The organism is Dietzia cinnamea NBRC 102147 (assembly GCF_001571065.1).
Lineage (GTDB): Bacteria > Actinomycetota > Actinomycetes > Mycobacteriales > Mycobacteriaceae > Dietzia > Dietzia cinnamea.
In genome coordinates this window covers 1-11,311 of sequence record NZ_BCSW01000072.1, presented here as the reverse complement: position 1 = coordinate 11,311, position 11,311 = coordinate 1, and the positions used below count along the sequence as shown (strand labels likewise).

The window sequence follows — 11,311 nt, the reverse complement described above, 5'->3', positions numbered from 1 at the left end:
GCGGGCGGCGGCACCGCCCGGATCGGCGGGGGGCCGGGCGGCAGCGGGGGAGGGGCCGACACCGACCGCAGCTCCGTGGCGCGCGACGGGTCGAGGATCCGCTCGGCCTCCTCGTCGAGGGCGCGCGCGGAACCCCCGTGCGAATCCGGGACGAACGACCACGTGGCGCTCGCGTCGTCCGACAGGCCGGCCGGCCACGACGTGCGGACCACCCACCCGCCCGAGCGGTCCTTCCACGCGTCCCACGTCACCAGGTCCGGATCCACGCCGCGGCGGTCCAGGGCGGCGCCCACGCGGTCGGCCAGTGTGTTGAGCGCGGGCCCGTCCGGCAGCACCGGGTGCGCGGCCCGCGCGAGCTCGGCCGCGTTGGCCCGCTCCAGCAGCACGGGCACGGCGAAACCCTCGATGCGGGACAGCGGCACCCCCGCGTCGGCGGCGACCTCCTCCGGGGACGCCCCGTGCCGGATGCGGTCCTGGATCTCGCGGGGACGCAGCGTGCCGGTCACCGGCGCCCGGTCCGATCCGCCGGCCACGAACTCACCGCGAGCGGCGGCACGGAAACGGTCGTCCAGGGGCAGGGTGAACTTCTCACCGGAGTCCGGGACCTCGCATTCGACGACCGACGACTCGGTGTCCACACCGATGATCCTCAGCTTCCGCATGCCGCCTCCTCGACTCCTCGCGGCCCCGTCGGCGGCCTGAGCTGCTCCGCTGCCCGGGGGCCTGGGCGCGTTCCCACATGGTAGGGCAGCGCAGCCCACCCGGCGCGCGGACGGGCCGGGTGGGCTGCGGAAAAGTGCGGGTCCGGCCGGAGGGGGCCGGCGTGCCCGGGGCGGCTCAGGAGAGCTGGCCGACCACGTGGTCGATGCAGCGGGTCAGCTGCGTGACGTCCTCCGGCTCGATCGCCGGGAACATGCCGATGCGCAGCTGGTTGCGGCCCAGCTTGCGGTACGGCTCGGTGTCGACGATGCCGTTGGCGCGCAAGGTCTTGGCGACCTTCGCGGCGTCGATCTCCTCGGCCAGGTCGATGGTGCCCACGACCTGCGAACGGTGCGCCGGCGCGGCGACGAACGGGGTGGCGAAGTCGCTGGCCTCGGCCCAGTCGTACAGACGCGAGGACGAGTCCTTGGTCCGCGCCACGGCCCAGTCCAGCCCGCCCTGGTCGTTCATCCACTCGATCTGCGAGGCGAACATCAGCAGCGTCGCCACGGCCGGGGTGTTGTACGTCTGGTTCTTGCGCGAGTTGTCCACCGCGGTGGGCAGCGACAGGAAGTCGGGGCACCAGCGGTCGGTGGCCGCGATCTCGTCGACCCGCGCGAGGGCGGCCGGGCTCATGATCGACACCCACAGGCCGCCGTCGGAGGCGAAGGACTTCTGCGGGGCGAAGTAGTAGACGTCGGCGTCCGCGATGTCGACGGGCAGGCCGCCGGCGCCGGAGGTGGCGTCGATCGCGACGAGCGCGTTCTCCGAGCCCGCCGGGCGGGACACCGGCACCATCACGCCGGTGGAGGTCTCGTTGTGGGCCCAACCGATGAGGTCGACGGACGGGTCGGAGGTCGGCTCCGGCGCCGAGCCGGGGTCGGCCGAGATGACGATCGGGTCGGCGAGGAACGGCGCGCCGCCGGTGACCTTGGCGAACTTGGAGGAGAACTCGCCATAGGTCAGGTGCAGCGACTTCTCCCGCACCAGGCCGAACGCGGCGGCGTCCCAGAACGCGGTGGTGCCGCCGTTGCCCAGCACGACCTCGTAGCCCTCGGGGAGGGAGAACAGCGCGGCCAGGCCGTCGCGCACGCGACCCACGACGTCCTTGACCGGGGCCTGGCGGTGGCTGGTGCCCATCACCGTAGTGGCGGCGTCGGCCACGGCCGAGATCTGCTCGGGGCGAACCTTGGACGGACCGCAGCCGAAGCGGCCGTCGGCGGGCTTGAGGTCGGCGGGAATGGTGGGCAGCTGATCGCTCATGCTCTTGGGATGCCGTTTCGGTGTCGTCGGGTGGGTCGCGCTCCATGGTAGTCCGGCCCGGCGCCGGGCCCGGAGTACCGTCTGGGGTCATGGAGGAACCGGTCCTGGAACCCACCGACTTCGACACCATGCGCGTCGGGTACGGCCTGCACGCGCGGCTGGACGTGGCCGACCTCGCCGGCGGGTGGTTGCCCCTGTTCACCGAGTGGTTGGACGAGGCGGGCCGGCGCGGCGTCCGCGAACCCAACGCCATGGTGCTCGGCACCGTCGGTGCAGAGGGACGGCCGTCGACCAGGACCGTCCTGTGTAAGGGCGTCGACGAGGGCGGGGTGACCTTCTTCACGACGACGACGTCGCGCAAGGGCGTCCAGTTGGCGCAGACCGGGTACGCGTCGGTGACCTTCCCCTGGTTGATCGCCGAGCGTCAGGTGCACGTCGAGGGCGCCTGCCATCCGATCGACCGGGCGGACAGCCTCGCGTACTGGCGCACCCGGCCGCGGGGCTCGCAGATCGCCGCGTGGGCGTCGGAGCAGTCGCGCCCGGCGGAGTCGGTGGCCGAGCTCGAGTCGCTGTACGCGACCGCGGAGCAGCGGTTGGCCGGCGTCGACGAGATCCCCATGCCCGACCGGTGGGGCGGGTACCGGGTGGTCCCGGACCGGGTGGAGTTCTGGCAGGGCGGGCCGGACCGGTTCCACGACCGCGTCGAGTGCCTCCGGGACGGCGACCGGTGGACGGCCCGTCGGCTGCAGCCCTGACGCGGGGTCGGGTCGCCGGGCCGGGTCGCCGGGGGGAGAACGGGAGAACTCCCTTCGAACCCCGAACGGCGGCCACGGTAGGGTGTGGCACAGCACATTCGTGGCGGGACTCGACCGCCGGGACCAGTCGTCGGAGAGGGAATCGCGTGACCGCAGGCTCGAACGGTTCGGACCGCAAAGCAACACTGTCCTACCCCGGCGGTGAGCTCGAACTCGACGTGGTGGAGGCGAGCTGCGGTAGTGACGCCGTGCAGCTCGGCTCGCTGTTGGCCGAGACGGGGATGACCACCCTGGACGTCGGCTTCGTCAACACCTCCGCGTGCACGTCCTCGATCACCTACATCGACGGTGCCGAGGGGATCCTGCGTCACCGCGGCTACCCGATCGACCAGCTCGCCGAGAACGCCTCGTTCCTCGAGGTCTCCTACCTCCTCATCTACGGCGAGGATCCCACCGAGGCGCAGCTCGCCGAGTTCACCGACAAGGTCCTCGCGGAGACGGCGCTGCCCGGGCAGATGATGCCGCTGCTGCAGGCCTTCCCCCGTGACACGCACCCGATGCCCGTCCTCTCGGCCGGCGTCAGCCTGTTCGGTACGCACGGTGACGACCTGGACATCGACGACCCCAAGGCCGTCGACCTGGCCACCGCGCGTCTGCTCGGACGCGGCCCGACCCTGGCGGCGGCCATCGAGCGCATCCGCAACGGCAAGGACGCCATCGACCCGGACCCGTCGCTCGGGTACGTCCGCAACTTCCTGCGGATGACGTTCGGCCCGGACTACGAGATCACCGACGAGGTTGCCAAGGCCCTCGACATGCTCCTCGTCCTGCACGCGGACCACGAGCAGAACTGCTCCACCTCCACGGTGCGGATGGTCGGCTCCTCCGAGGCGCCGCTGTACTCCTCGATCACCGGTGGCATCAACGCCCTGTACGGCCCGCTTCACGGCGGCGCCAACCAGGCCGTGCTCGAGATGCTCGAGCGGATCGAGTCGGAGGGCGGCGACGCCACCGATTACATGGACCGCGTCAAGAACAAGGTCGACGGCGTCAAGCTGATGGGCTTCGGTCACCGCGTCTACAAGAGCTACGACCCGCGCGCCCAGATCGCCAAGAAGCACGCCCACGCGCTGCTGTCCCAGAGCAACGACCCTCTGCTCGAGATCGCGCTCAAGCTCGAGGAGACCGCGCTGGCCGATGACTACTTCGTCGAGCGCAAGCTCTACCCGAACGTCGACTTCTACACCGGCCTCATCTACCGTGCGATGGGCTTCCCGACCGACATGTTCACCGTGCTGTTCGCGCTCGGTCGCATGCCCGGCTGGATCGCCCACTGGCGCGAGATGCGCGAGGATCCCTCCACCAAGATCAACCGCCCGCGCCAGGTCTACACCGGCCCGGCCGAGCGGAGCTTCACCCCGATCAGCCAGCGCTGAACCCGGGATTCCCACCCCAGGAGAACATCATGGACAAGCCCGAGATCGACATGCCGACGGGTCCCGCGCCCACCGACCTCGTCAGCGAGGACCTCACGGTGGGCGACGGCGCGGAGGCGGTCGCCGGCGGTAACGTCACCGTGCACTACGTGGGGGTGGACTACGAGACCGGTGAGCAGTTCGACTCCTCCTGGGATCGGGGTGAGTCCATCACCTTCCCGTTGAACGGCCTCATCCAGGGTTGGCAGGAGGGGATCCCGGGGATGAAGGTGGGCGGACGCCGCCAGCTGGTGATCCCGCCGGACAAGGCCTACGGCACCTCCGCGGCCCTGCACCCGCTCGGTGGCAAGACCCTGGTCTTCGTGATCGACCTGCTCGACGCCTGACCGGGCGGTCCCGGAACGCGACAGCGGCGCCCCGTCCTCCTTTCACGGGAGGGCGGGGCGCCGTCGTCTGTCGGGCCGGAACCCGCGACGCGCCCTCCGCCCGGTACGCACACACACCCGGCCGGTACGCACAAGTCCGGCCGACGGCTGCTGGCCCGGCCCTGCCGCAGCCCAGGGTGCCCGACCGCCACAGCCGCCCCTCGCCATGGCGTCTCGCCTGCCCCGCGGTTCGCGCCAGGCGCCATGGCGAGGGGCGGCTGCGATGCGCAGCGTCATCGACGGGAGCGAGACGCCATCGACGGGAGCGAGACGCCATCGACGGGAGCGAGACGCCATCGACGGGAGCGAGACGCCAGGCGCGGGCGCGGATGCGGGTGCCCTGCTGTCGCAGGCTCGGGTTTACCCCTGCTGCCGAAGGAAAGGCGCGAGGGCTTCGAGGACGGCTGGGTCCTCGATCGTCGACGGCACCGCCACATCCTGCTGGCCGTCGGCGATCTGCCGCATCGTCTTGCGGAGGATCTTGCCCGAGCGGGTCTTGGGCAGTCCCTGCACGACCGTGCAGTCGCGGAAGGTGGCCACCGCCCCGATCTCGTCACGCACCATCGCCACCAGCTCCGACCGCAGCTCGTCGGGGTCGCGGACCTGGCCGGACTTGAGCACCACGTAGCCGACGGGGCGCTGGCCCTTGAGAGGGTCCTTCACGCCGATCACCGCGACCTCCGCGACGGCGGGATGCCGAGCGATGACGGCTTCCATCGACCCCGTGGACAGCCGGTGGCCGGCGACGTTGATGACGTCGTCTGTCCGACCCATCACGAAGACGTAGCCGTCCTCATCGATGTACCCGCCGTCACCCGTGGAGTAGTACCCCTCGAAGACTGTCATGTACGAGGAGACGAACCTCTCGTCGTCCTCCCAGAGACCCGCCAGCGTGCCCGGGGCCATGGGCAACTTTATGGCCAGGTTCCCCTCCTCGCCGGGCGGAAGTGGCTTGCCGTCTCCGTCGAGCACATGCAGGTCGTAACCGGGGACCGCGACGGTCGGGGAGCCGGGCTTGATCGGCATCGGTTCCAGGCCGCGCAGGTTGGAGGCGATGGGCCAGCCGGTCTCGGTCTGCCACCAGTTGTCCACGACGGGCTTGTCGAGATTGTCGGTGGCCCACTGGTAGGTGTCCGGATCGAGACGCTCGCCAGCGCAGAAGAAGGTGCGCATGGCCGACAGGTCGTACTTGCCGATCTCGAGGCCCTCGGGATCCTCTTTGCGGATCGCCCGCACGGCGGTCGGAGCCGTGAACAGCGCGACCGCGCGGTGCTCGGAGGCCACCCGCCAGAACGACCCGGCGTCAGGGGTGCCGACGGGCTTGCCCTCGTAGATCACCGAGGTCGCGCCGACCAGCAGGGGCGCGTAGACGATGTAGGAATGGCCGACCACCCAGCCCACGTCCGAGGCGGTCCACCACACGTCGCCCGGGCGGATGCCGTAGACGTTCCACATCGACCACGCGAGCGCGACGGCATGTCCGCCGTTGTCGCGGACCACGCCCTTGGGTAGCCCGGTCGTACCGGAGGTGTAGAGGATGTACAGCGGATCGGTGGCCTTCACCGGGATCGGTGCCGCCGGATCGGAGCCGGCGACGGCGTCTTCCCAATAGCTCCAGGTGGTCCCCGGGGTGTCGGGGAACGCCATGTCGGGGAACTGGTCGTGACGCGGGGCCACGATCACAGCCCCCGGGTTGTGGCGGGTCAGCTCGAGCGCCTTGGCGACCATGGGGAAGTAGGGCACCTTGCGCGTCGGCTCGATGCCGCCGTGGGACGTGACGATCACCTTGGGGCGGGCGTCGTCGATCCGGATCGCCAACTCGGGCGCGGCGAAGCCGCCGAAGACAACGGAGTGGACGGCACCGAGCCGGGCGCACGCGAGCATCGCCACGGCGGCGCGGGGGACCATCGGCATGTAGATGACGACCCGGTCGCCGCGACCCACGCCCTCCGCGGCGAGCGCGCCCCCGAACTCCTCGACCTGCTGTAGCAACTGGGCGTAGGTGATGGTCTGCTTGACGCCGGTGACCGCCGAGTCGTAGATGAACGCGGCCTGCTCGCCCCGCCCGGCGGCGACGTGCCGGTCGACGCAGTTGTACGACGTGTTCAGCTCACCGTCGGGAAACCACCGGTAGAAGGGCGGACGGGATCCGTCGACCGCCGTCGTGGGGGTCGTGGTCCAATCGATGTCCCCGGCGACGTCCAACCAGAAGGCATCGGGAACGTTGATCGATAGCCGGTGGGCGGCGTCGTAGGTCGAGGTCGTCGAGTCCGACATCGGGTACTTCCCCTCACGTACGGGAGCGGGCCCGCCGACCGCGCCGACGGGATGTGACTGGTTTCACTCTAATCCGAGGCCCAGTTCGCGATACCGCATCATCCGCTCGGCGTACCTCCGCTCAGGGGGGCGTCGGCGGACCTCGAGCAGCGCGGACGCGACCGCGCCGGCCATCCGGTCGCAGAACGCCTCGGGCTCGTCCGCGGCGTCGGGACGTTCGGGCACGACCACGTCCACGATCCCGGCCTCCAGCAGGTCCGCGGAGCTGATGCCCTGCGACCGTGCGACCTCAGGGGCTCGGCTCGTCTCGTGGTGGAGGATCGCGCTGGCGCCCTCCGGCGGCAGGGGGGCGAGCCACCCGTGACGCGCGCACAGGACCCTGTCGGCGGGGAGCAGGGCGAGAGCGGCGCCGCCGGTGCCCTGCCCCAGGATCACGGAGACGGTCGGGGTCGGCAGGGTGACGAGGTCGGCCAGACTCCTGGCGATCTCACCCGCCAGTCCGCCCTCCTCCGCCTCCCGCGACAGAGCGGCGCCGCGGGTGTCGATGAACAGGACCAGAGGGACCCCCATCTCCGCGGCTATGCGCATACCGCGGCGTGCCGACCGCAACGCGGACGGGCCGAGAGGGCTCTTCTCGTTCTCCGCGTCCCGGTCCTGCGCGAGCACGACTGCGGACTGGCCTCGGAACCGGACCAGCGACAACAGGAGTGATCCGCTGTCCTCGCCCTGCCCGGTGCCGGACAGGAGCACCCGGTCGGGCGCCACGCGGTCGAGGAAGGCACGCGCTCCGGGGCGGTCCGGGCGCCGCGACCGGGTGATGGCGTCCCAGGCATCGGGGGGACGTCCGTCGTCGGACTCCGGTTCGGGGACCGGCCCGTGGGGCGGCACCGGCTCGTCGTCCGACGGCGGGTCCTGGCACAGCACCCTCAGGGCTCGGGCGGTGAGGTCGCGAAGCCCCTCCGGTGGGAGCACGCCGTCGATCATCCCGCGTCGCGCGAGGTTCTCGGAGACCTGGACCCCGTCCGGGAACGGCGCGTCGTAGAGCGCCTCGTAGACGCGGGGCCCGAGGAAGCCGATGAGTGCGCCGGGTTCGGCCACCGACACGTGACCGAGCGACCCCCACGACGCGAACACGCCGCCGGTCGTCGGATGCCGCAGATATACGAGGTAGGGCAGCCCCGCGCTCTTATGACCGGCCACGGCGGCGGAGATCTTGACCATCTGGAGGAACGCGAGCGTCCCCTCCTGCATCCGCGTACCGCCCGAGGTGGGAGAGGCGAGGATCGGAAGCCCTTCGGCCGTCGCCCGTTCTATCGCCGAGACGATCCGCTCGGCGGCGGCGATCCCGATCGACCCGGCGAGGAAGTCGAACTCGCACGCGATGATCACGACCCGGCGGCCCAGTAGGGTCCCCTCACCGGTGATGACCGACTCGTCCACCCCTGACTTCTCGGTCGCCCGCTGGAGCGCCTCCTCGTACCCCGGCGCCGCGTCGACCTGTGGCGGGCGGACCGGGGCGTCGTCCCAGGACCGGAAGGAGCCGTCGTCGAGGACCATGTCGAGGATCTGCAGAGCTCCGGTGCGCGCCATGACCGCATCGTACGGTGGGGCGCCTACCAGCGGGTATCGTGAGGGTGAGGGTGCACTGCCGTACCCCCGTCACGCAGAGGAGCCCTCCGTCGCCATGATCGTCAGCCGCAGGGACGGCGCAGTCGTCGTCGTCACCATCGACCGTCACGAGACCCGCAACGCGCTCGACGCCGAGGTGTGCATCGCCCTGCGCGACGCCATCGAGGCCGCCGGCGCGGAGGCCGACGCCGAAGACCCCGTCCGCGCAATCGTCATCACCGGAGCGGGAACCGCTTTCTGCGCGGGTGCCGATCTGTCCGGCGGGGTGTACAACTCGGATTTCTACGACGCACACGCCGGGATGCTCCGCGCAGTCGAGTCGGTCCCGGTGCCCGTCATCGCCGCCGTCAACGGCCCGGCTGTCGGTGCGGGCGTGCAGCTGGCACTGGCCGCGGATCTGCGGGTGGTGGCGCCCGGTGCCGTCTTCACCGTGCCCGTCGTGAAGGTGGGGCTGGCACTGGACAACTGGACCATCAAGCGGTTGGCCAACGTCGTGGGCGGCGGCCACGCCCGGTCGGTGCTCATGACCGCCCGCCCCGTCGGTGCGGAGGAGGCTGCCCGGATCGGACTGGCCAGCGAGATCGGGGACGTCGAGGCGGCCATGGAGCTGGCTGCCGAGCTCTCGCGGTTCGCACCGCTGAGCCTGCGGCACATCAAGACCGTGATCAACGATGACGACGCCCGGCTGCTCCCGCGCGAGGAGCACACCGAACTCCAGTTGCGCGCGTGGAGCAGCGAGGACATGGCCGAGGCCCGGGCCGCCCGCGCCGAGAAGCGGCCACCCGTCTTCCGCGGGCGCTGAACCGCCCCACCGCAGGACGCACGGTCGCCGTGGCGCCCCACGTACGGACACCGCGGGTCGCCCGGCCGGGTAAGATTCACCGCGCCCGACCCGGACCCGCGTGTCGCGGGCGTCTGGCACGACCCCGGGTATCGCATGACCGGGGGGAGCGTCACCGATGGCCAGGCACAGCGCATCGCCGCAGAACAACAATCCGACGGCCCGGCGGGTCGTCCTCGTGGGGGCGGCGATCCTCGCGGCCGTGCTCGTGGTGGGACTGGTGATCTCCGGGCTGTCGAGGGCGGGCGTCGCCGGCTTCTGCGGGGCTGAGCCGCGGATCAGCGTGGCAGCCGAGCCCGACATCGTCGAGCACGTCCGAGTCCTGGCGGAGCATGCCGACGGTTGTCACGCCTTCGACGTGGAAACGGTCTCCTCCGCGGACATGTCCACCCGCACGGTCTCGCGGGAGGCGTTGCCGGACATCTGGGTGCCGGACTCCGCCGTACGTCTCGCTCAGGTGTCCCAGGACGTGCAGATCCCGTTCGAGACGGTCCTCAACTCCCTCGCGTCGACCCCGGTGGTCATCGCTTCCCGTGACGCCGGGGTCGACAAGTCGACGTGGACCTCGGCGCTCGCCACGCCGGGGCTGATGATGGGTGATCCGGTCCGGTCCGGGGTAGCGGACGCGCCGATCCTCGCTGCGACCTCGGAGGTCGAGATGCTGCGGTCGGCTCCGGAGGCGCTGGGGGCCTCGATGGCGATGTTGGCCCAGGGGCAGATGAGTCGGATGGAGGTCCCGCCGACCTCCCGAGAGATGCTCGACAGGGTGATCGCCGGCGGCGGCGCGGCGATCGTGACGGAGCGAGACGCGGTGCTCGCGCAGCGGGCGGCACCCGACTCGGGGATGGAGCTGTACGCGCCCGCCACCGGGGCGGTATTCCTCACCTATCCGGTGGCCGTGACGACCCAGGATTCGACGCGCCGCGTCGACGTGGTCGAGGCCGCTGAGGCGCTCCGGGACGCCACCGCGGCGACCGCTGTCGCCGACGGGCTCTCCCGGGACGGTTTCCGGACCGCCTTCCGGGCGCCGCTCGCCGGGGGAGCGGGGGTGGGCGAGATCGAAGCGCTCGTGGTCCGGGATGCGAACCGGGTCCACAGTGCTCTGCGGCATTGGCGGCTCCTGTCGATGCCGGGCCGGTCCCTGGTCCTGGTGGACACATCGGGTTCGATGGGCTTCGGGGTGCCCGGCACGGACCGCACCCGCATCCAGGCGCTCGTCGAGACGGCGGGCGCAGGGCTCGGCCAGTTCCCCGACGACGCGGAGCTCGGACTGTGGGCGTTCGGCGGTGCCGCCGGGAGCGACGGGCTGCCGTACGCGGAGGTCGCGGCGCTGCAGCGCCTCGACGCGGCAGCTCCCGGGGGAACGCACCGTGCCGCGCTGGGCGGTGCGTTGGCCTCTCTGCCCGGGATGGTGGGTGGCGGCACCGACCTCTATCGTTCCGTGCTCGACGCCTACGCCATGGTGCGCTCGGGGTACGACCCGAACATGGTCAACTCGATCATCGTCATTTCCGACGGCGCGGACGACGCGACCTCGGACATCGGAGCAGGAGAGTTCTTCGCCCGGCTCGACGAGATGGTGGACCCGTCCCGCCCCGTGATCGTGGTGTCGGTGAGCCTTCTGGACGACAGCAGTTCGGGCACCCTCGCGCAGATCGCGCAGGCCACCGGCGGCAGCAGCTATGTCGCCCGCACGCAGGAGGAGATCGTCCGGGTGTTCGCGGAGGCGGTGGGGCGCCGCGGCGCCTCGGCCCGGCCGTAGCCCCGCAGTGAGGTAAGTGGTACCCACCGACGGGGGTGCCGCCGCCCGCGGTTTCGGCTCGTCATGAGAGTTCGCCGAAAGCCTCCCCGCAATCAGCTGTGTTACGTGTCACACTTCTCCGGTCAGTGTTTGTGAAGCACATCACTACAGGGGTGTGCTGACGAGAACCCGAAACGGAGGACCTCCGTGTCCCAACCAACCGATCCGCCGGCGGGGGGGGGGGG

The 11,311-nt window shown here is 71.2% G+C and carries 9 protein-coding genes; 5 read left to right on the top strand and 4 right to left on the bottom strand.

The genetic code is table 11. The annotated features are described in order from the left end of the window. Both sepH and serC read right to left on the bottom strand, forming a co-directional pair. Window positions 1–662, bottom strand: a 662-nt coding sequence (sepH, locus tag DCI01S_RS15120; RefSeq protein WP_061229993.1) for a septation protein SepH, incomplete at its 3' end; no start/stop codon positions are given. A 175-nt stretch (window positions 663–837) separates the two neighbouring features. Next, window positions 838–1,962: a phosphoserine transaminase gene (serC, locus tag DCI01S_RS15115; protein ID WP_061229992.1), complete on the bottom strand. Its 1,125-nt coding sequence runs from the start codon at window positions 1,960–1,962 to the stop codon at window positions 838–840. Window positions 1,963–2,051: 89 nt separating this feature from the next. Here serC and pdxH point away from each other — a divergent pair, with 89 nt between their 5' ends. The 3 genes from pdxH to DCI01S_RS15100 all read left to right on the top strand — a co-directional run bounded on the left by pdxH (window position 2,052) and on the right by DCI01S_RS15100 (window position 4,539). Further along, a complete protein-coding gene (gene pdxH / locus DCI01S_RS15110; RefSeq protein WP_061229991.1) occupies window positions 2,052–2,717 on the top strand; it encodes a pyridoxamine 5'-phosphate oxidase in 666 nt (221 codons plus the stop codon). Between the two features lie 146 nt (window positions 2,718–2,863). Continuing rightward, on the top strand, window positions 2,864–4,153 hold the full coding sequence (locus DCI01S_RS15105; RefSeq protein ID WP_082767862.1) for a citrate synthase: 1,290 nt from the start codon (window positions 2,864–2,866) through the stop codon (window positions 4,151–4,153). A 29-nt stretch (window positions 4,154–4,182) separates the two neighbouring features. Beyond that, the gene (locus DCI01S_RS15100; RefSeq protein WP_061229990.1) at window positions 4,183–4,539 is read left to right on the top strand and encodes an FKBP-type peptidyl-prolyl cis-trans isomerase; all 357 of its coding nucleotides are present in this window, start codon (window positions 4,183–4,185) and stop codon (window positions 4,537–4,539) included. A 399-nt stretch (window positions 4,540–4,938) separates the two neighbouring features. Here DCI01S_RS15100 and DCI01S_RS15095 read toward each other — a convergent pair whose 3' ends face one another. Together DCI01S_RS15095 and DCI01S_RS15090 are read right to left on the bottom strand one after the other, a co-directional pair. Further along, window positions 4,939–6,855 (bottom strand): AMP-binding protein, encoded by a 1,917-nt coding sequence (locus DCI01S_RS15095; protein ID WP_061229989.1) that lies wholly within the window; start codon window positions 6,853–6,855, stop codon window positions 4,939–4,941. A 63-nt stretch (window positions 6,856–6,918) separates the two neighbouring features. Then, a complete protein-coding gene (locus tag DCI01S_RS15090) occupies window positions 6,919–8,445 on the bottom strand; it encodes a carboxyl transferase domain-containing protein (RefSeq protein ID WP_061229988.1) in 1,527 nt (508 codons plus the stop codon). A gap of 94 nt (window positions 8,446–8,539) precedes the next feature. On the opposite strand from DCI01S_RS15090, the gene DCI01S_RS15085 reads away from it, so the two are divergent. Both DCI01S_RS15085 and DCI01S_RS15080 read left to right on the top strand, forming a co-directional pair. Further along, a complete protein-coding gene (locus DCI01S_RS15085; protein ID WP_061229987.1) occupies window positions 8,540–9,286 on the top strand; it encodes an enoyl-CoA hydratase in 747 nt (248 codons plus the stop codon). Window positions 9,287–9,443: 157 nt separating this feature from the next. Beyond that, window positions 9,444–11,087 (top strand): substrate-binding domain-containing protein, encoded by a 1,644-nt coding sequence (locus DCI01S_RS15080; RefSeq protein WP_061229986.1) that lies wholly within the window; start codon window positions 9,444–9,446, stop codon window positions 11,085–11,087. Window positions 11,088–11,311 lie beyond the last annotated feature (224 nt).

Excerpts from the sequence above, each read along its gene's own strand:
- pdxH (WP_061229991.1), top strand. The coding sequence starts at position 2,052 with ATGGAGGAACCGGTCCTGGAACCCACCGACTTCGACACCATGCGCGTC.
- DCI01S_RS15090 (WP_061229988.1), bottom strand. The coding sequence starts at position 8,445 with ATGGCGCGCACCGGAGCTCTGCAGATCCTCGACATGGTCCTCGACGAC.
- DCI01S_RS15100 (WP_061229990.1), top strand. The coding sequence starts at position 4,183 with ATGGACAAGCCCGAGATCGACATGCCGACGGGTCCCGCGCCCACCGAC.
- DCI01S_RS15080 (WP_061229986.1), top strand. The coding sequence starts at position 9,444 with ATGGCCAGGCACAGCGCATCGCCGCAGAACAACAATCCGACGGCCCGG.
- DCI01S_RS15095 (WP_061229989.1), bottom strand. The coding sequence starts at position 6,855 with ATGTCGGACTCGACGACCTCGACCTACGACGCCGCCCACCGGCTATCG.
- serC (WP_061229992.1), bottom strand. The coding sequence starts at position 1,962 with ATGAGCGATCAGCTGCCCACCATTCCCGCCGACCTCAAGCCCGCCGAC.
- DCI01S_RS15085 (WP_061229987.1), top strand. The coding sequence starts at position 8,540 with ATGATCGTCAGCCGCAGGGACGGCGCAGTCGTCGTCGTCACCATCGAC.